Source organism: Kineosporia rhizophila, from assembly GCF_021277265.1.
Lineage (GTDB): Bacteria > Actinomycetota > Actinomycetes > Actinomycetales > Kineosporiaceae > Kineosporia > Kineosporia rhizophila.
In genome coordinates, this window is sequence record NZ_JAJSOH010000001.1 from 186,936 (window position 1) to 206,600 (window position 19,665).

Here is a 19,665-nt window from a genome sequence, read left to right on the forward strand (position 1 = left end):
TGTAGGTCGGTTCGAGGACGGACGTAGCGCTCGGTAGATGCTACGAGCATGTTTCGTGCGCTCTAGAACTCTACTCCCGACGGGCCGGAGTCTGTCTTCTGGTTTCGCGACGCTGCTGTCATGACAAGAACCTGTGAGCTCGCAGTAATCCCTGTAGATGCCGTACGAACGGCCGACATCATTCCCAGCGCGTGTGCCGATCCAGGTCGCGCCGGAGGGAGAGCCGCAGAACGATGTCGATTTCCACGATCAGCAGCACGGCCTACAACCTGAGCCCCTACGCGGTGGGGCAGCCGGGCGCGGCGACCACCGGGGCCGACTACGACGCCGCCTCCGGCCGTTCCCTGAACCCGGCCGGCCTGTCCCCCCAGAACGCCCGCACCCCCTCCGACCTGCAGGCCGTGCAGTTCCGCGAGCGCCGGGACGAGCGCACCCCCGAGCCGGCCCCGCCCAATCCGGACAACGCCACCGGGGTGCTCAGCGGTTCGCTCACCCAGGAGCAGCAGGACACGCTGAACTCACTGAGCTCCCTGCTCGACACCGACACCGAGACGTTGCAGGCGAACCTGCAGAACGGCAGCACCCTGGCCGACCTGGCCGAGCAGGCGGGGGTGAACGCCACCACGGTGGCCTCGGTGAGCCAGGACGGGCTGCTCTTCGACACCTCGGTCTAAGAACGGTCGCGGGCCCTCTTCCGGCGGTCGGACGAGGGCCCGCGCCGGTTCAGCTGCTGGCCGTGGCCGACGCGGTGGGCCGGCCGGTCGGCACCTCCAGGCCGCAGGCCTTCAGGGCGGCCTGGGCGTCCTCGTCCTGAAGGATCTGGCCCATCCCCCCGCCGCCTCCACCGCCGCCGGGCGCACCCGAGGGCATCCCGCTGGGCATGTCCGTGGGCCGGTTGCTGGGCATGTCGGTGGGCATGTCGGTGGGGCGCTCGCCCATGTCGGGCACTTCGATGCCGGCGGCGGTCAGGCATTCCTGGATCTGCTGGAACTGGCCGTTGTTGCCGCCGCCCGGTCCGGCCGCCGCGGAGGCGCTGGCCGTGCTGGTGGCCTCGGTCGACCCGGCCGAGTCGGAGTCACCGCCGCCGCAGGCGGTGAGAGTGATGGCCAGGGCCGAGGCCAGGGTCAGGGCGGTGAGCGATCGGGTCATGTACGGACTCCTTGCGGTTGTGCGGAAGTAGGTAGGTCAGCTGGCGGTGATGCTGGTGGCGGTCACGGTTCCGTCGGACGCCTTCTCGCCCACCACCGAGACCGAGACGCCCTTGGCCAGGCCGCTCAGCGCCGAGTCGGAAGAGTCCGAAACGGTGGTGCCGGCCGGGACCTTGACGGTCACCGACTTGCCGGCGAAGTTCTTGACGGTGAGGGTGCGGCCCGAAACCTTCGTCACGGTCCCGACCACAACCGGAGTGGCCGAGGCGCTTTCGGCGCCCCCACCCGTCCTTTGTTGGGAATTGGCACCTCCCGCCGCGGCGCCCCCGAAACCGCCACCCCCGTAGCCGCCTCCGGGCATACTGCCACCCATGCCACCACCCATACCACCGGCCATCCCGCTGGGCATACCACCCATAGCGCTTGCGCCGCCGGAGGTTCCGAACTGCTTCTGGACGACCACCCCGCCCACGAAGGCCAGGGCGGCGAGGACGGCCGCCATCAGGAAGACCGTCAGTCTGGTCACCTTGCGGCCGTTCTCGGCCAGCAGGTCGAGGTCGTCGGGCTGCACGGCGGCCAGGTCGATCCCGGCCGGGGCGGTGGCAGCGGCGTCGGTCTCGGGGTGGGCGGGTTTCACGGCGATCGGATCCTTAGGCACTGGAGGGTGGCTCACTCGTAGCGGAGGGCGTCGATCGGGCGCAGCGAGGCGGCCCGGTTCGCCGGGTAGAGGCCGAAGAACAGCCCGATCAGCACCGAGACGCCGAAGGCGAGCACGACCGAGTAGGGCTCGATCACCGGTTCCACCCCGACGATGGTGAACTGGCTGCCGACCACGCCGATCAGCACGCCCATCAGGCCGCCGAACACCGACAGCAGGACCGCCTCGATCAGGAACTGGCTGACGATGTCGAACCGCTGCGCCCCGATGGCCTTGCGGATCCCGATCTCCCGGGTCCGCTCGGTCACCGTGACCAGCATGATGTTCATGACGCCGATCCCGCCGACCAGCAGCGAGATCGCGGCCACGGCGCCGAGCAGCACGGTCAGCGTGTCGGTGGTGCTGGTCGCGGCCTCCAGGAAGCTGGAGGCGTTGGAGACGCTGAAATCGGCGTCGGCCGAGGTGGTTTTGTGCCGGGAGTTGAGAATGTCCTCGATCTCGGCCTGGGCGGCGTCCACGGTGTCGGCCGAAGTGGCCTGCACCGTGATCGAATCCACCGATCCGTACCCAGTCAGCGTGTCCTGCACCGCGGTCAGCGGGGCGATCACCACGTCGTCCTGGTCCTGGTTGCCGCTGGTGCCCTTGCTGGTCAGGATGCCGACCACGCTGTACTCGACCCCGTTGAACTGCACGGTCTGATCCAGCAGATCGCTGCCGTCACCGCCGGCCAGTTCCTCGGCCACGGTCGAGCCGACCAGGGCCACCCGCTCGCGGGAGGTGTAGTCGGCGTCGGAGAACACCGAGCCCTGCGCCACCGTCCAGTCGTTGATCGCCAGGTAGCTGGGCGTGGTTCCGGTGAAGGTGGAGACGTCGTGGCTGGCACCGGTGTAGGTGGCGGTGACCGAGCTGGCGGCGACGGTCGGTGCGACCGCCTTGACGTCGGGGGCGAGTTCGTCGTCGAGCAGCGAACCGGCGTCGTCCACGGTGAGTTCGGCCAGCCGGGTCTGGGTTCCGGTGTCGACGGTTCCCCCGCCACCACCGCCCATGCCCGGGAATCCGCCACCTCCGCCGCCGCCTCGCCCGCCTCCGCCACCCTGGCTGCTGCTCACCGTCAGGGTGTTCGAACCGAGTGACGAGATCTGCTCGGAAACCGCTGCCGAAGAACCGGTTCCGACCGAGACCAGGATGATCACGGCGGTCACCCCGATCAGGATGCCCAGTGTGGTCAGGGCCGAGCGCATCTTGTTGCCCAGCACACCCCGCACGGCGAAGCGGCCGGCCTCGGCGAAGCGGCTCATCGCGAAACTCCCGGCGGCGGGCCGTCGATGGCGGTGACCCGCTCGTCCATCACGACCCGGCCGTCCCGTAGCCGGATCACCCGCTTGGCCCGCGCCGCCACCTCGTCCTCGTGGGTGATCACGCACAGGGTGCGCCCGGCCAGGCTGAGCTCGTCGAACAGGTCGAGGATGTCGGCGGTGCTGCGGCTGTCCAGGGCCCCGGTCGGCTCGTCGGCCAGCAGCAGCACCGGGTTGGTGACGATCGCCCGGGCCACGGCCACGCGCTGCTGCTGCCCGCCGGAGAGCTGCGAGGGAATGTGCCCCCGGCGCTCCCCCAGCCCGACCCGTTCCAGTGCGGCCTGGGCCCGTTCCCGGCGCTCGGCCGCCTTCACCCCCGAATAGGCCATCGGCAGCTCGACATTGGCCTGCGCGGTGGTGCGGGCGATCAAGTTGAACGACTGGAAGATGAAGCCGATCTTTCGGTTTCGCACCAGCGCCTGGCGCCGCTCGTCCAGACGCCGGGTGTCCACGCCGTCCAGGAGGTACTGCCCGGCCGAGGGCACGTCGAGGCAGCCGATGATGTTCATCAGGGTCGACTTGCCCGAACCCGAGGCACCCATGATGGCCACGTAGTCACCGCGCTCGACCACCAGGTCCACGCCGTCCAGGGCGTGCACCGTGGTGTCTTCCAGCCCGTAGGTCTTGCGCAGGGAACGCACCTCGATGACCGGCCGGGTCCCGGTCCGGGAGTCTGCCCCGGCCGCCGCGGTGACCGTCACTGCCGGCCCCCGCCACCACCGGGCATGCCGCCACCGAAGCCACCGCCCCCGCCGAAGCCGGGAACCCCGCTGCTGGTGGAGTCCTCGGAGCTGGTGGTGGGGATCTCCACCTCGTCGCCGGCCGCCAGGCCGCTCTTGATCTCGGTGGTGCTCGACCCGACCAGGCCCACCTCGACCTCGGTGGTGGTCGCCACCCCGTCCTTGAGCAGGCTCACCGTGCTCCGGCTGCCGGTGGTGGTGATCGCCGAAGACTGCAGCACCAGGACGTTCTCGGCCGAGCCGGTGGTGATCACCACGCTCACCGAGGCCCCCAGGCGGGCCGAGTCGATCGGGTCGGCGACCGCGATCGTCACCTCGTACTGCACCACGTTGCTGCTGGTGGTGCCCTCCGGCGAGATCTCGCTGACCGTGCCGGTCATCGTCTCGTCGGAGGCCGAGAGGGTGATCTCGGCCTCCTGGCCGGTCTTCACCGAGCCGATGTCGGCCTCGGCGATGCTGGCCGTCACCGACAGCGTGCTGGTGCTCGCCATGGTGATGAAGGCGCTGGAAGAGCCACTGCTTGAGGACGTCTCGGTGCCACTACCGCTGTCGGTCGCGGTCTCGGAGGTGGCGGAGTCCGTGGAAGAGCTCGAAGAACCGGCGCTCACGCTGTCGCCGACCTCCCCGGCGACGGTGAGCACCGTGCCGGCGAAGGGGGCCCGCAGCTTGGTGTCGGCCAGGGCGTCCTCGGCGTCCTGCACACTGACCTCGGCCGAGGCGATCTTGACCTCGGCCTCGGCGATCTCGGCGTCGGTGGCGCCCTCCTGGTTCGACTCCACCTGCACCTTCTGCTGGGCCAGCTGCGACTTGGCCGAGGTGAGCTGGGAGCGCGCCTGCTTCAGCGTCTCCTTGTCCTTGGTGATCGTGGCCTTGGGCGCGTCGGCGGCCCGGTCGTCGGCGAGCTGCTCCTTGGCCTCGTCCACCGCGTCCTGGGCGGAGTCGACGCTGTCCTGCGCGGACTCCAGGGCCAGCGTGTCGACCTCCTTCTCGGCGCTGCTCTGCCCCTCGGTGAGTTCCTCTGAGGAGGCCTTGGCCGAGGCCAGGGAGGCGCGGGCGGAGGCCAGCTCACGCTCGGCCGAGGCGGTGTCCACGGTGGCCAGGATCTGGTTCTTCTTGACCTTGTCGCCGACCTTGACCTTGACCGCGGTCACCGTGCCGGAGGCCCCGAAGGAGAGCGAGGAGCTGCGTGAGCTGGCCAGGTTGCCCGAGCCGCTGACGGTCGCGGTCACCGAGCCGGTGCTGACCGTCGCGGTGCGCGCGGCGGTGGCGGTGCTGGCGTCGGACTTGCCGACGGTGAGGTACGCGATCACCACGATCACGACGAGGATCACCAGCAGGCTCAGGTTCAGCCAGTGGTTGCGCAAGAGGGTGCGTGGGGTACGGTCGGTCACCGCGCGGTCCTCCGATAGCTGGTTCTCAACGCCGGTCTCCTTCGGGGGGTTCAGCGGACGCCACACAGTCCCGGAGGCCGCTGCGCCTGCGCTGTGGCGCGGCTTTGAATTGGCTATGCACCGGCGCCGCCCGTGCTGATCAGGGCAAACGCGGAGATGCCGGGCCCGTTCACAGGGTTTTCACAGAGACGCTCGGGCTGAGGTTCAGGTTCGGCGGTCAGGTTGAACCCTGTGACGACCGCCCCCCTACGCCACCCCAACGGCGCGCCCGTTCGCGTGCTGGTGGTGGACGACGAACGAACCCTCACCGACCTGCTCACCATGGCCCTGCGCTACGAGGGCTGGCAGGTCCGTTCCGCCCCCGACGGCAACACCGCCGTCAAGGAGGCCCGCGACTGGCGCCCCGACGCCGTCGTCCTCGACGTCATGCTTCCCGACATCGACGGCCTCGGTGTCCTGCGCCGTCTGCGGGAGGACGACCGCGACATCCCGGTCCTCTTCCTGACCGCCCGCGACTCGGTGGAGGACCGGATCGCCGGCATCACCGCCGGTGGCGACGACTACGTGACCAAGCCGTTCAGCCTGGAAGAGGTGGTCGCCCGGCTGCGCGGGCTGATCCGCCGCACCAGCCTGGCCGCCCAGCCCCCGGAGGCCCAGTTGACGGTCGGAGACCTGATTCTCGACGAGGACAGCCACGAGGTCACCCGGGACGGTGCGGTGGTCAAGCTGACCGCCACCGAGTTCGAGCTGCTGCGGTACCTGATGCGCAACCCGCGCCGGGTGCTGAGCAAGGCCCAGATCCTCGACCGGGTCTGGAACTACGACTTCGGCGGTCAGGCGAACGTGGTCGAGCTGTACATCTCGTACCTGCGCAAGAAGATCGACCGGGGCCGGACCCCGATGATCCACACGGTGCGGGGTGCGGGCTACGTGCTCAAACCCGCGGCGGCCTGATCCGATCCACCCTCAGGTGAGCAGACGCAGATCCAGACGCGCCGGCGCGCGCCGGGGGCAGTACACCCTGCGCCGGCGCCTGGTGCTGCTGTCGATCGCCCTGACCGTGCTGATCAGCATCGTCATCGGGCTGGTCAGCGTGCTGTCGCTGCGGGTGTTCCTGGAAGACCGCCTGGACAGCCAGCTCACCTCCGCGGTGCGCCGCTCCCGGGAGGCGGCCGACCGCCCGCCCGGCCGGTCCTTCTTCGAGTCCGACGGCGTGCCGGCGATGCTCTCCAGCGATTCCCGGCGCCGGAACTTCCCCGGCCCGGCCTTCCTGAACGCGCCGGGCCAGGGCGAGGACACTCTGGGCGCAGAGATCAGCACCAGCGGCAGCGTGGTCCGCGCCGCCGTGCTGGGCTCCACCGGCAGCGGCACCGCCCTCACCGCACAGCAGAAGAGCGTGATCGTCGCGGTCCCGGCCGACCGCCGCCCGCACACCGTCGACCTCGGCGGCGACCTCGGCCGCTACCGGGTCCTCGCGCAGACCACCCAGGGGCCCGACGGCGAGCAGGTCGTCCTGGTCACCGGCCTGCCGCTGAGATCGGTGCAGGCCGTGCTCTGGCGGCTCACCGGGGTGGTCACCGCGGTCAGCGTGTTCGGCCTGCTCACCGTCGGCGTGCTCGGCGGTGTGATCGTGCGCCGCACCCTGCGCCCGCTGAACCGGGTCGCCCAGGTCGCCTCGGGCGTCACCGAACTGCCCCTGCACCAGGGCGAGACCGATCTGCCGGTCCGGGTGCCCGCGCAGGACACCGACCCGGCCACCGAGGTCGGGCAGGTCGGCGCCGCCCTGAACACCCTGCTCGGGCACGTCGACGGCGCCCTGCAGGCCCGCAACGCCTCCGAGGCCCGGATGCGCCGGTTCGTGGCCGACGCCAGCCACGAGCTACGCACCCCGTTGGCCTCGATCCGCGGCTACGCCGAACTCACCCGCCGCTCCCGGGCCGAGATCCCGCCCGAGGTGGCGCACGCGCTGAGCCGGGTGGAGTCGGAGGCGATCCGGATGAGCGGCCTGGTCGAGGAACTGCTGATGCTGGCCCGCCTGGACGGCGGCCGCCCGATCGCCCACGACCCGGTCGACCTGACCGACCTGCTGGTGAACGCGATCAGCGACGCGCAGGCGGCCGGCCCGGAGCACCGCTGGCGGCTGAACCTGCCGGAGGTGCCGGTGGTGGTCGACGGCGACGAACCGCAACTGCACCAGGTGGTGGTGAACCTGCTCGGCAACGCCCGCGTGCACACCCCGCCGGGTACCACCGTCGAGGCCGCGCTACGCCTGCTGACCGATCGGAACGGTTCCCCCCAGGCTCTGCTCACGGTCACCGACGACGGCCCGGGCATCGCCCCCGACCTGCTGCCGGAGGTGTTCGAACGCTTCGCCCGCGGCGACAACTCCCGCTCCCGCACGGCCGGCAGCACCGGCCTGGGCCTGTCCATCGTCTCGGCCGTGGTCACCGCCCACGGCGGCGAGGTCTCGGTGACCAGCCACCCGGGGCACACCTGCTTCTCGGTGCTGCTGCCCGCCGAACCCCCCGAAGACCCCTTCGAACCAGAGGACGACCCGGCCCACCTTCTCGGGTCGGGCCCAGTCACCTAGGCGACGGCGAGGACGAGCAGGGCCACGTCGTCGCGTTCGGGGGAGAACGCCCGCACCGCCTCCAGCACCGCGTCGGCCACCGCGTCGGCCAGCTGGGTGGCCGGGTGCGGCAGGGCGGTCAGCTCGGCGTGGTCGATCCAGGGGTCGCGCTCGTACTCGGGGTGCTCCCGCCGCCAGTGGGCCGAGGGCCAGTCCTCGCCCACTGCATGCGGCACCGCGGCCAGCACCTCGGCCAGCCGCTTCTCCCCGAACTGCTCGTCCCCGGCCCGGGCCTCGGTGACTCCGTCGGTGTAGGCGAGCAGGACGTCTCCGGGCGCCAGCTCGACCACCACCTCGTGGACCTCCACGTGGGGCAGCAGGCCGAGCGCGGTGCCAGGACGGCCGACCGCGTGCACCGAACCGTCGTGGTGGCGGCGCAGCAGCGGCGGCGGGTGACCGCCCAGGGTGAGAGTGACCCGGAGCCGGTTCCCACCGGAGGCGTCCGGGCCCGGGTCGCTGACCAGGCCGTAGACCACGGTGCAGAAGCGCTCCAGGTCGTCCGGGGTCTGCAGGGCCCGGTTGAGCTGACGCAGCACCTCGCTCGGGGTCCAGCCCTGGGCGCTGAGAGTGCGCACGGTGTAGCGGGCCATCGAGGTGACCACGGCGGCGTGCACCCCCTTGCCGGAGACGTCGCCGAGGACGAACGCGGACTCGCCGCTGCCCGCCGGGTGCACGTCGTAGAAGTCGCCGCCGACTCCCTCGCCCCGGGCCGAGGGCACCGAGCGGGCGGCGAAGCGCAGGCCGGGCAGCTGCGGCAGGGAGGCCGGGCGCAGGCTCTGGCGCAGCGTCTCGGAGAGCCGGGTCTGCTCGTTGAGCAGCTCACGCAGCTTCTTCTCGGTGCGATTGCGCTCGGTCACGTCGCGCAGGACGACCAGCCGGGCGATCTGCCGGCCCACCGGATCGGTCACCCAGGTCATCGAGACGGCTACGTCACGTGGCGGCCCCAGCACGAGCTGCTCGCCGGAATGCTCCCGGGACCGGTCCTGTCCGGTGGGTCCCGGGAGCGCGGAAGGGTCCGCCGCCACCCGGTTGTCTCTCAGGTCGATCTGCCGGTGCACGGCCGGGGAGAAGGGCCGCTCCAGGGCGGCCACCCGCAGCGGCCCGTTGGTCAGGCCCTTACCGGTCTGCGGCAGCTCGGACAGTTCCAGCTCGGGCCGGGTGAACAGGCCGCCCCAGAAACCGGTGAGCGCCTCGTTCACCTGGTCGAACTCGGGCATCGGGTAGATCAGGACCTCGTCCTCGACGGTGTCCACCGACGACCCGACCTCCTGTTTCTCCAGCACCGGGGCCAGACCGGGCACCACGTCGACCACGTAGCGGCCGATCATCACCCGGCGCGGGTAGCTGATGATCGAGGCCGCCGCCGCGTTCACGTCGACCACCCGGCCGTACACGTCCAGCACCAGCACCCCGTCGGCCATCTGCTCGATCACGATGCCGCGGGCCACCGGCGTGAGGTCGAGCAGGCGCAGCCGGAAGAAGCCCCAGACCAGCACCACCGCGGTGATCCCGAACAGGAACGGAGTGGGGTCGACCATGCCCTCGTCGGCAAAGGTGGCGTTCCACAGCAGATTGCCCACACAGGGCAGCAGGGAGGCGGCGATCAGCAGGGCGCCCTGGCGGCGGTAGGGCGGGGCGATCCGGGCCAGCCGGGACAGCAGCACCAGGTCGGCGCCGAGCATGAGCACGTACACGTAGGCGGCGTGCGGCCAGAACAGCGGGCCGGGCCGCGGGGTCTGGGCCAGCAGCACCTGGTCGGTGACCGAGTAGTCCTGGATCAGCCCCCGGGTCTGCGGCACCGCCAGCAGCGTCATCACCACCACGGGATGCACCGCCAGCAGTGCGACGGATCTTCGGGACATTCGGCCGCGGCCGGTGTAGGCGAGGACGAAACTCCACAGCGCGGGCGGCAACGCCACCACACCCAGGTACTTCAGGGCCGACCAGAACATCGCCACGTCGACGTCGGTGCTGCTCAGTTCGAGCGCGTAGCAGACCGACCAGACCTTGACCGCGAGCAGCATGGCGATCAGCGGGCGGCTGCCCACTCCCTGCCGGTTGGCCCAGACGAACCCGGCCAGCGAGAGGTAGCCGACGCCTCCGGCGACGAGCGCGACCACGAGCCAGGCCGACCACGACATCGCGCTCGACACCTCCCGCCGGCCACGTCACCCGTCACTGTCAGGGGCAGGCGCTACGCGTCAATTGCCCAGGTGAACAGGGTATGGGAGCGTCCGGCGGGCCGCAGGGTGATGCGACTATCCACGGATGATCCGGGCGGCCTCCCCGGGCCTGCCGAAATGGTACCCCTGGGCGTAGTCGCAGCCGATCTCCCGCAGCCGCCGGGCCTGGCGGCCCGACTCCACGCCCTCGGCGACCACCCGCATCCCGTGCGCGTGGGCCAGGTCGACGATCGCGGTCACCACGGCGTCGGCCCTGGAGTCCTCGCCCACCGGGGCCACGAACGAGCGGTCGATCTTCATGAAGTCGAAGCTGTAGCTCTGCAGGTTCGACAGCGCCGAGTGGCCCGAGCCGAAGTCGTCGATACCGACCCCGATCCCGGCCGAGATCAGCTGACGCAGGGCGCTCTCCACCGCCGGGTCGACATCGACGAAGGCCTGCTCGGTCAGCTCCACCTTCAGCTTCTCCGGGCCGAAGTCGCCCCGGCGCACCGCGTCGATCAGGTGGAAGGCCAGGCCGGGGTGCTCGGTGGAGCGGGCCGACAGGTTGATCGCCAGCCACGGAGTCAGCACCGGGCCACGACCGGAGGGGTCGGCCACCCGGGCGTCGGCCGCGCGCAGCCGCTCGGGGTTCTCGGTCCAGTCGCGCAGCTGCTCGATCACCGTGTTGATCACCCAGGTGTCGACGTCCACGATCAGGCCGGTGCGCTCGGCGATCTCCAGGAATCGGCCGGGGGCCACGAGGTGCTCACCGCCCTGCGGGTCCTGCAGCCGGACCAGGGCCTCGGCCCCGACGATCCGGTTGGTGGCCAGGTCGATGATCGGCTGGTACTCCAGCATCAGCCGGTCGTCGGCCAGGGCCAGCCGCAGCCGCTGCTCGGCCCGCCGCCGTTCCCGGGTGGCCTCGCGCAACTGCTCGTCGAAGACCGCGTAGCCGTCCCGTCCGGCGTCCTTGGCCCGGTGCAGGGCCACGTCGGCCTCCCGCAGCAGGTCGGCGCCGGTCGAACCGGGCCGGCCGCGGTTGCTGGCCACGCCGACGCTGCCCGGGCAGATCAGCACCTCGCCGGACTCGGGCAGCACGTACGGGGCCCGCAACGCCTCGAGCATGGTCTGGGCCAGGCCGCTCACGTCGGCCTGGGACATCCCGGCGGGGGCCAGCACGGTGAACTCGTCCCCGCTCATCCGGGCGATCAGCGAACCGTCCGGCACCACCGCGACCAGACGCCGGGCCACCTCGATGAGCAGCCGGTCTCCGGTCTCGTGGCCCAGGCTGTCGTTGATCACCTTGAACCGGTCGAGGTCGAGAAGCAGCACGCTGAGCGCGTTCTCCTCGGTGCCCGGGGTCGGGCTGGTGCGTAGCAGCGACTGCACCCGGCGCTCGTAGGCGGACCGGTTGCCCAGCCCGGTGACCGGGTCGGTGGCGGAGATCCGCTCCAGCTCCATCCGGTCCCGGACCTGCCGGGTGACGTCGATGGTGGCGCCGTAGACGGCGGTGATGCTGCCGTCGGGGGCCCGGCCCGGCGTGGCCCACGACTGGACGTGCCGGATCTCGCCGCCGGTGCCGATCAGCCGGAAGGTCTCGACCCAGGCCTCGTCACCGTTGTCCGGGTCGAGGTCCACGTCGACCTGCCGGGCCCGGGCCAGGTCGTCCGGGTGCACGAAGGCGTGCCAGCGGGCCAGGTCGGGCTCGAAGGTCTCGGCGGAAACCCCGACGAGCCGGTACATCTCGTCCGACCAGGTGAGTTCCTGGCTCTGCGGCCGCCACTCCCAGGTGGCCAACCCCGCAAGTTCCTGCGCCGCGCGCAGTCCGGCCAGACCGGAGCGCAGCGAGTCGGCGTCCCGCTCGAAGGCGGTGATATCGACGACCCCGCCCCAGGCCCCGAGCAGGTCGCCGGATTCGTCCCGGCGCACCTCGCTCCAGGCGTAGGCGTGCTTGGCCTGACCGTCGCGGGTGCGCAACCGTAGAGCACCGGCCACCCCCCGCCCGCTGAGCACGGCCTGGACCGCGACATCGAAGCGACCCCGATCGGCGCCGGCCAGAACCTCACGCACGGAGGAGAGGTCGAGCTCGGCGTCGGCAGGCAGCCCGAGCAGCCGGGCGACCGGCGAGGACCAGGTGACAGCGCCGGTTCCGGCGTCCCACTGCCACAGGCCCATGCTGTCGGCTGACGGCATCGAGCTGGGCAGAGCAGATCCCGATGATGGACGCTCGCGGCGACTACGCGGGCCCGGCATGCGTGCGGTTTCGGGCTGGCTACCGCCGGCGAAAAGGGTTGCCCCGGAGCCTGCCAGGCCACTGCCCGTGGGCGGGGTGAGCAGGCCGAGTCCGGTCTCGGGCGGCGGGTTGGGCTGAGAACGATTGACGACGCGTGGGGCCTCGCGGAGTTCGGCAAGGCGGGCGTGCATGGTGGTCGGGGCGGGCAGAGGCGCGGGCATTGGCGCAGACATGGGTGCGGGCGCGACGGTGTCCAGGTCGAGAACCTTCTCCCGCACCCAGATCTCGTCGTTCTCCTTGACCGGGAGCTCGATGGCCGCGGCCGGTTCTGCTGCTCTGGCCGCCGTTTCGTCTGCCGACTGCCGCCGCTGACCCCGCCCAGCCATCGCGGCTACGTCCGCCGCGCGCATGACCACAGGTTCGCTCGTCCGGCCACGCCGCGGTCGCGGCTCAACCTCTTCGACCGCCGCGACATCCACCGCAACATCAACGGCCTCGTCCGCAGCACCGGCCTGGCCCAGCTCTTCCACCAGCTCCGGCTCCCAGGCCGACGCAGCTTCGTCGGCCGACTCTGCCGCTGTGACCGGCATCTGCTCCTCGACCAGCGCTGACGGTCCTGCGGGCGCTGCCCCTTCGGCCTGCCACACCTGCTCCAGCCGAGCCGCCTGCTCCGAACCAGCGGCTTCGTCGGCCGACATCGCCGCTACCGCCGATCGGGCTTCCCCGGTCAGCCCGGACAAACCAGCCCGCACGGCATCCGCATTCGCCGCTTCTTCGGCCGGCCAAGCCTCTTCGGCCTGCCACGACGGTTCCGCCAGAGCCGCCCCCTGCGAATCAACAGGTCCTTCGGCCGACGTCGCCGCTGCAGCCAGTCGCTCTTCTCGGGTCAGCCCAGCCTGTACGGCATCCGCAGTCGCCGTCGGCCCTTCGGCCCGCCACGCCTCTTCGGCCTGCCACGACGGCTCCGTCAGAGCCGCCCTCTCCGAACCAAGACGTTCCTCGGCGGACGTCACGGCCGCAGCCCGGCGCTCATCTCCAGTCAGCTCAGCCAGCCCAGCCCGCAGAGCATCTGCAGTCGCCGCCGCCTCGGCAGCGCGCCGCTCATCTCCGCTCAGGCCGACCTGCGCGACTCGCCGGGCTTCCTCGGGCAGCGCCACTCCTCGAGCCAGCGCCTGCTCTTCCAGCCACGCCGACCGCCCGGCAAGCCCCGCCTCATCAGCCGACGACACCTGCTCCGCCTGATCGGTGGCCTCCTGAGGCGCCACGTCGCCGACCGCGTCGCCGGCGGCCACGGCATGCGTTTTCCGGTGCGGCAGGCGCGCGATCATCACATCGCGGGCGGCCGCGACCTCACTGGCCGACACTCGTTCCTGGGCCAGCGCAGCCTCTCCAGCCAGCGCGGCCTCTCCAGCCAACGCGGCCTCTCCAGCCAACGCGGCCTCGCCAGCCGGCGCAACCTCCCAAGCCCGCGCCGCCTCATCAGCGGGCCACACCCGCTCAGCCTCTTCGGCCAACACTCGCTCGTCAGCCCGCGAAGCCTCATCAGCCATCGCGACCTCACCAACCGGCGCGACCTTTCCAGCCGCAGCCGCGCCGGCCGGCGCGACCCCCCAAGCCCACGCAGCCTCATCAGCCGACCACACCCGCTCAGCCTCTTCGGCCGACACTCGCTCTTCAACCCGCGAGGCCTGATCAGCCATCGCGACCTCGCCAACCGGCGCGACCTTTCCAGCCGCAGCCTCGCCGGGCAGCGCAGACCTTTCGCCCCGCCCAGCCGGCTGAGCCAGAGCGGCCTCCTGCCCCAGCGCAGCCCCCTGCCCCAGGGCTGCCTTTTCAGCCAACGCGGCCTGAGCAAGCGCAGCCTCTTCGGCCAACGCGGCCTCTTCGGCCAGCCTCGCGGCACGGTCCCGCTCCCGGCGGGCCCGTCGCTCCCCCATCCGGCCCGCGCCCAGCTCAGCACTCGGCTCGGCACTCGGCTCGGCACTCAGCTCAGCGCTCGGCTCGGCACTCGGCGCACCAGGGCCCGAAGCCCCGAACACCGGCTCGCCGAGCGCGGCCACCGAAGCGGCCGGGGCAGCCGAGGCCGCCGCGGACTCGTCCTCGAAGTCCTCGTCCGGGCTCAGGGCCTCGTCCAGCGACTCCTCGGCGGCCCAGTCGAACGCCTTCTCCGCCGGGCTCGAGGGCTGGGACTCGGTCTGGTGTGCGCGCTGCTTCGGGGTGAACAAGCCGAACGGGTCGTGCTGGTTCTTCTCGGCCGGGCCGGAGTGCAGGGGCACGCTCGGGCCGGACGGAAGCATCGGCTCGGCCGCCGCCAGAGCTCCGAAGACCGCCGAGGCGGCCGGGTTCTGCGGGTCGTACGAGACCTCGGCCGACTCCTCGAGCGGCAGGGCCGGGATGTTCGGCGTGAACCAGTCGTCAAAGGCCGGACCCGATTGCCCCGAGCCGAGCGACCACAGCGAAGCATTCGACAACGGACGCCCGACCGTCTCCGCAGTACTCGCCCAGGGCTGCGCAGCCTCAACCACCGGCTCGGCCGGGGACGCAGCAGACGCCGTCCCGGCCACCGTGATCACCTGCGCGCGCTCGTCTTCCGGCGCGGCCACCGTCTGCACGACCTCACCCGGCACCAGTGCACGCCCGCGCCCCCGGGAAACCGGCTCAGTATCGCCCTCTTCGAGCATCGCGATCCGCTCGCCCGCAACCTCGGCCAGGTCGGCCGTCGCCTCGATGTCGGCGTCGGTGAACCAGCCCGGCCGGTCGGCGGTGAAGGCCAGCACGGCCAGCACCTCGCGGGTGATGCTCGCATGCCGTCCGGTGGCAGCCGGAGCTGCGCGCAGCAGCGGCACGGCCAGCACGGCGGCCGCCGAACCGCAGCACTCGGTGGTCAGGTCGGCCGAGCTACCGGCCAGCGGGATGCTCTCGGTGCTGACCTCTAGCTCGGGCGAGGCCACGTGCTGGATCAGTGCGGTGCCCCAGGCGGCGCCGCACGCGGTGTTCTCCAGCAGCACCTCGGTACCCAGCTCGACGTTGTCGTCACCGTAGGAGGCCGTCCACACCAGCTGGTCGTCCACCACCGAGGCGATCCGGGTCGGCGCGTCCATCAGCAGGCCGGCGTCACGCACCAGCTCGGCGAGAACGTCGGCGGCGTCCGGCCCGGAGTCGGCGATCCGGTGCAGGGCCGAGTCCAGGGTGACTGCTTCCTCGACCACCGGAAGGGCGACCTCGATCGCCCCGGAAGCCGTTGCGCCCTCGACAGCCGCGGGATCGCGGACGACGTCTACCACCGGGGTCTCGATGTCACCCTCCGACGCAAGCCCTGCCGTAGCGATCGGCCGCGTCAGCGGCACCTCGGAAACGCTGCCGGGCGCACCCGCAACCGGCCCGAGGTCGGCCTGAGAATCCACGTACGACTCCGCATACCCGACGGTCAGGTCCGGCGTGACCCGCACTCCAGCGTCATCCGTCCCGCCCGGCGCAACCAGCTCGGGGTCGGCCATGCCGTGAACCTCCGCCACGCTCTCTTCGCCGGTCTGGTCATTGCGTGACCGGCCGACCTGCGGAGCCCACCACGCGGAATTCTCCTGGGACACCGGGCCCCCGTCCCCTCCGGGAACCGGGGCGGACTTCGCCCCCGGCCTCCCGCTCTGCTCGTCCCCCGCGGTGTCGTCCACGGGCTGTTGCGCTGCGGCAACGGTGCCGGCCGGAGAAGCCGCACCCTCGAAAGCTGTCTGTTCAGTAGCGACCGGCTGGGCACTCGACAGTCGCGGCGTCTCCGGTCGGGCTGCTCCCAGCCACCCCGTCTGACTGGCAGGTGCCGGCTGCCCCGGCCAACCCGACTGACGCTCTACCCCCGACGGACGCTGCCCCACCCAGGCGGAAAGGTCTCGCTGGTTGCGCCCCATCTGCAGCCGGGGCGCCGGACGGGGCGAGCGCCCCGCAGAACGACCGTTCACCACGTCGCCCCAGGTGGCGTCCTCTTGAGCCGGGGTCGCCGTATCGGCCGGCGCGCCCCCGGAAGGGGCACCGACCCCCGCACCAGGCCCACGGACGTCTTCAATCGGTTCTTCCCCCTCGGCGAACGAACCGTTCCGTTCGGGCCGACCCCCGTCATCTGTCGAACGGGGTAGGAGCGAGCGCAGGATGGGGCCGGCATCGCGGTCCGACGGGCGCTGCCGATCGCCGCGCCGCCCGCCGCCGCCCTTGGCGCCACTGCCGTGCAGGAGCGTCATGCCCCCTCCTTCCCGTCATCGCTCGTCCCGACCTCGCCACGGATCGTGTTCTTCCGAGTGTGGAGAGTAGTCGGTTTAGCCTTGTCGGCGCACCCGGGTCGGGCTCATGGACACCACTACGTAGCCGTCACATCAGCCCCTGCCGCCCCTTGTCCCCCATCCTCGGGTCGGCCGGTAAGGCGGTGGAGCACAAGGGATTCCGTTCACCGACAAATGTGGCAAGAGCTTCCCAACCACATCGGGCAAACGCGCCGAACCCCGCATCCCGACCGGCGCGACGAAGCAGCCAAGGATCAGGACACGGGGCGGTGGCGTTTACAGAACGTCGTCGGCGACGAGAGCGGAACGCAGGTCGGCCGAACGTCGTAGGGAGTTCCTCCTGCGGTCGGCGGGCGGTAAATCCGTCGGTTCAGACCTTGCGAGGCCGCCCGTAGAGGCGCCGGGAGTAGAGGTAGGCCAGCACGGTCAGGCCGACACACCATCCGGCCGCCGCCCAGGCGGTTCCGGTTTCCAGTTCGCCGCCGAGCAGCAGCGAGCGCAGCGTGTCCATGATCGGCGTGAACGGCTGGTACTCGGCGAACCAGGCCAGCCCGGAAGGCATCGAGTCGGTCGGCACGAACCCGCTGCCCAGGAACGGCAGGATCACCAGCGGCAGGCCGTAGTTGCTGGCGGTCTCCACCGAGCGGGCCAGCAGACCGCCGGCCACCGAGATCCAGGCGACCGCCAGCGACATCCCGGTGAGCAGAGCGGCCACCCCGAGCCAGTCCAACAGCCCGGCCTGCGGCCGGAATCCGGCGGCGAGACCGACTGCGAAGACGATGACCAGTGAGATCAGGTTCTGCACGACCGCACCGAGGGCGTGCCCGGTCAGCACCGATCCGGGCGAGATCGACATCGAGCGGAACCGGGCGATGATGCCGGTGGTCATGTCCATCGCCACGGTGGTCGAGGTGCCGGTGGCCACCGACCCCACCGTCATCACCAGGATCGCGGGCATCACGTAGTTGGCGTAGTCACTGCGGTCACCACCGGCCGGCCCCGCCCCCGCGGTGAGGCCGGCTCCGAGCGTGTCGCCCAACACGAAGACGAACAGCAGGTAGAACACCAGCGGGATCGCCACGACGATGACGGTCAGCTCGGGATACCGCCGCAGCCGCCGGATCTGGCGGCTCAGCATGGTGATGGAGTCACGCAGTGGCTCAGGATGGGCCGTGCCCGTCATCGGAAAGACCGTACTCATCGAACTGCCTCCGGGTTCCGGGACGTGGTGGCCGGCTGGCCGGTCAGGGCCAGGAAGACGTCGTCGAGATCGGGCGTGTGCAGCACGATGTCGTCCACCGCGACCTGCTGGGCCTCGAGCTGATTGAGCAGATCCCGCAAACTGGGGACGTTTGCGGGCCCCATCACGTCGAGGCTCAGGTCGGCGGGACTCACCTTTGCGGTACTGAGCAGACTCTCGGCGCGGGCCAGGGCGACCTGGTCGGCGAAGCGCAGGGTGATCCGGCCCCCGGGGACGAGCCGTTTCAGCTCTGCCTCGGTCCCCTCCGCCACGATCTTCCCGCCGTCCAGCAGAGCGATCCGGTCGGCGAGCTGGTCGGCCTCTTCCAGGTACTGGGTGGTGAGCAGGACCGTGACGCCGTCGGCCACCAGTTCGCGTACCACGTCCCACATCTCGCGTCGGCTGCGGGGATCCAGGCCGGTGGTGGGTTCGTCGAGGAAGACCACGTGGGGCCGCCCCATCAGCCCCATCGCGAGGTCGAGCTTGCGCCGCATCCCGCCGGAATAGGTCGTGGGCAGCTTGTGCGCCACGTCGGTCAGGCCGAACTGACCGAGCAGCGTCCGGGTCCGGCGCTCGTTCTCGGCCCGGTCGAGATGGTGCAACTTCCCCATCAGCGTAAGGTTCTCGGCGCCGGTGAGCAGGTCGTCGATCGCGGCGAACTGCCCGGTCAGGCCGATCGCCGAGCGCACCCGGGCGGGCTGGGTGGCCAGGTCGTGACCGGCGATCCGCACCACCCCGGCGTCCGGCGCCAGCAGAGTGGCCAGAATGTTCACGATGGTGGTCTTTCCGGCGCCGTTCGGGCCCAGCAGAGCGAACACCGTGCCCCTGCCCACGGCCAGGTCGATCCCGTCCAGAACGGTGCGGTCACCGAAAGACTTGCGCAGATCTCGGACGTCGATCGCGAGTTCGCGGGTGAGGTCCGGCGATGCGGGTGGAACGTCGGTCTGTGCCATGATGCGCTCCCTGGTGAGGTTTTCGGTCAGGCCCGCCGCAGCACGATGTCGCCGTAGTTGACCGAGGCGCGTACCTGGACGGTCAGTTCGGACTCGCCGGGCCCGTCCGCCGCCTCGAGAGAACTCCGCACGCTGCCGTGCCGGGTGTGCACGTCGAGCCAGGCGGCACTGCCGTGGGCGATGCCGATCTCCAGTTGCCCGTAGCTGGTCTTCGCCTCGATCTGCCCGCTGCAGACCGAGTTCAGCAGGATGTCTCCTGCCGGGGTGCTGGCCACCACTCCGGCCAGGGCCCGCTGCACCCGCACGTTGCCGGTCGAGGAGGACAGGCGCAGTTCGCCCCCGCCCTGCTCGACCCGGATGTCACCGAGCGAGGTCTTCACCGTGGCCGCCGCCTCGGTGCGCCCGACCGTGATCGAGCCCATCGAGCTGTTCAGCTCGGCCGGGCCGGTGGCGAGCTCCAGACGGACGTCGCCCATGCCGGAACGGGCCCGCACGTCCGCGGTCTGCTCCATGACGACCTCGCCCATACCGGTGTCGATGTCCACGCTGCCGAGCTCACCGTTGGTGCGCACGTCGCCCCAGCCCCGCACCTCGAGGCGGGACGCCGCGGGCAGGGTGATCTTGATGTCCACCCGCTCACTGCCGCCGAAAAGGTTGCGCAGGCGGGACTTGGTGGTGCGCGGCGTGCGCAGGGTCAGCCGGGCACCGACGAGTTCGACGGTGATCCGCTCGGCCTGCTGAACGTCGGCCGCGCGGGAGGAGCTGTGCGGCACGATCTCGACCGTGGTGGTCCGGCCGCGGGCCACCCCGGTCACCGTGACGTTGGCTCCGCCCACGTCGACCAGGGCGTGGATGGGCTCAGGAGTGTCGAACGTAGGCATGGCCGCG

13 protein-coding genes are annotated in these 19,665 nt (G+C 71.2%); 3 read left to right on the forward strand and 10 right to left on the reverse strand.

Annotated features, from left to right (window positions below):
• Nucleotides 1-233 precede the first annotated feature (233 nt).
• Nucleotides 234-674, forward strand: a complete 441-nt coding sequence (locus tag LWF15_RS00775; RefSeq protein WP_232808352.1) for a hypothetical protein — start codon at nt 234-236, stop codon at nt 672-674.
• Nucleotides 675-723: 49 nt separating this feature from the next.
• On the opposite strand, the gene LWF15_RS00780 is transcribed toward LWF15_RS00775, so the two are convergent.
• From LWF15_RS00780 to LWF15_RS00800, 5 genes are read right to left on the reverse strand one after another with little or no spacing between them, the layout of a single operon-like run.
• On the reverse strand, nt 724-1,149 hold the full coding sequence (locus tag LWF15_RS00780) for a hypothetical protein (RefSeq protein WP_232808353.1): 426 nt from the start codon (nt 1,147-1,149) through the stop codon (nt 724-726).
• Nucleotides 1,150-1,185: 36 nt separating this feature from the next.
• Complete coding sequence (locus LWF15_RS37215; protein WP_232808354.1) at nt 1,186-1,785, reverse strand: DUF5666 domain-containing protein; 600 nt, start codon at nt 1,783-1,785, stop codon at nt 1,186-1,188.
• Nucleotides 1,786-1,817: 32 nt separating this feature from the next.
• Nucleotides 1,818-3,104 carry an ABC transporter permease gene (locus tag LWF15_RS00790; protein WP_232808355.1) on the reverse strand — a complete coding sequence of 429 codons (1,287 nt, stop codon included), beginning with the start codon at nt 3,102-3,104 and terminating at the stop codon, nt 1,818-1,820.
• Nucleotides 3,101-3,862: an ABC transporter ATP-binding protein gene (locus LWF15_RS00795; RefSeq protein WP_232808356.1), complete on the reverse strand. Its 762-nt coding sequence runs from the start codon at nt 3,860-3,862 to the stop codon at nt 3,101-3,103. The genes LWF15_RS00790 and LWF15_RS00795 overlap by 4 nt, the downstream gene beginning before the upstream one ends.
• Nucleotides 3,859-5,292 carry an efflux RND transporter periplasmic adaptor subunit gene (locus LWF15_RS00800; protein WP_232808357.1) on the reverse strand — a complete coding sequence of 478 codons (1,434 nt, stop codon included), beginning with the start codon at nt 5,290-5,292 and terminating at the stop codon, nt 3,859-3,861. The genes LWF15_RS00795 and LWF15_RS00800 overlap by 4 nt, the downstream gene beginning before the upstream one ends.
• Nucleotides 5,293-5,514: 222 nt before the next feature.
• On the opposite strand from LWF15_RS00800, the gene LWF15_RS00805 reads away from it, so the two are divergent.
• Nucleotides 5,515-6,246 (forward strand): response regulator transcription factor, encoded by a 732-nt coding sequence (locus LWF15_RS00805; protein ID WP_269809404.1) that lies wholly within the window; start codon nt 5,515-5,517, stop codon nt 6,244-6,246.
• Nucleotides 6,247-6,262: 16 nt separating this feature from the next.
• Nucleotides 6,263-7,882 carry a sensor histidine kinase gene (locus LWF15_RS00810; RefSeq protein WP_232808359.1) on the forward strand — a complete coding sequence of 540 codons (1,620 nt, stop codon included), beginning with the start codon at nt 6,263-6,265 and terminating at the stop codon, nt 7,880-7,882.
• Here LWF15_RS00810 and LWF15_RS00815 read toward each other — a convergent pair.
• The 5 genes from LWF15_RS00815 to LWF15_RS00835 all read right to left on the reverse strand — a co-directional run bounded on the left by LWF15_RS00815 (nt 7,879) and on the right by LWF15_RS00835 (nt 19,658).
• Nucleotides 7,879-10,062 carry a histidine kinase N-terminal 7TM domain-containing protein gene (locus LWF15_RS00815; protein WP_232808360.1) on the reverse strand — a complete coding sequence of 728 codons (2,184 nt, stop codon included), beginning with the start codon at nt 10,060-10,062 and terminating at the stop codon, nt 7,879-7,881. The two genes, LWF15_RS00810 and LWF15_RS00815, sit on opposite strands and share 4 nt — an antisense overlap.
• Before the next feature lie 117 nt (nt 10,063-10,179).
• The gene (locus LWF15_RS00820) at nt 10,180-15,813 is read right to left on the reverse strand and encodes an EAL domain-containing protein (protein WP_232808361.1); all 5,634 of its coding nucleotides are present in this window, start codon (nt 15,811-15,813) and stop codon (nt 10,180-10,182) included.
• Nucleotides 15,814-16,954: 1,141 nt separating this feature from the next.
• Nucleotides 16,955-17,767 carry an ABC transporter permease gene (locus tag LWF15_RS00825; RefSeq protein WP_232808362.1) on the reverse strand — a complete coding sequence of 271 codons (813 nt, stop codon included), beginning with the start codon at nt 17,765-17,767 and terminating at the stop codon, nt 16,955-16,957.
• Nucleotides 17,768-17,781: 14 nt separating this feature from the next.
• Nucleotides 17,782-18,777 carry an ABC transporter ATP-binding protein gene (locus LWF15_RS00830; RefSeq protein ID WP_232808363.1) on the reverse strand — a complete coding sequence of 332 codons (996 nt, stop codon included), beginning with the start codon at nt 18,775-18,777 and terminating at the stop codon, nt 17,782-17,784.
• Between the two features lie 26 nt (nt 18,778-18,803).
• The gene (locus LWF15_RS00835) at nt 18,804-19,658 is read right to left on the reverse strand and encodes a DUF4097 family beta strand repeat-containing protein (protein WP_232808364.1); all 855 of its coding nucleotides are present in this window, start codon (nt 19,656-19,658) and stop codon (nt 18,804-18,806) included.
• Between the last annotated feature and the right edge of the window lie 7 nt (nt 19,659-19,665).

Bases quoted from the DNA above. Each gene is read 5' to 3' on its own strand.
- LWF15_RS00790 (WP_232808355.1), bottom strand. From the start codon at position 3,104: ATGAGCCGCTTCGCCGAGGCCGGCCGCTTCGCCGTGCGGGGTGTGCTG.
- LWF15_RS00780 (WP_232808353.1), bottom strand. From the start codon at position 1,149: ATGACCCGATCGCTCACCGCCCTGACCCTGGCCTCGGCCCTGGCCATC.
- LWF15_RS00835 (WP_232808364.1), bottom strand. From the start codon at position 19,658: ATGCCTACGTTCGACACTCCTGAGCCCATCCACGCCCTGGTCGACGTG.
- LWF15_RS00830 (WP_232808363.1), bottom strand. From the start codon at position 18,777: ATGGCACAGACCGACGTTCCACCCGCATCGCCGGACCTCACCCGCGAA.
- LWF15_RS00825 (WP_232808362.1), bottom strand. From the start codon at position 17,767: ATGACGGGCACGGCCCATCCTGAGCCACTGCGTGACTCCATCACCATG.
- LWF15_RS00820 (WP_232808361.1), bottom strand. From the start codon at position 15,813: ATGGCCGACCCCGAGCTGGTTGCGCCGGGCGGGACGGATGACGCTGGA.
- LWF15_RS00775 (WP_232808352.1), top strand. From the start codon at position 234: ATGTCGATTTCCACGATCAGCAGCACGGCCTACAACCTGAGCCCCTAC.
- LWF15_RS00815 (WP_232808360.1), bottom strand. From the start codon at position 10,062: ATGTCGTGGTCGGCCTGGCTCGTGGTCGCGCTCGTCGCCGGAGGCGTC.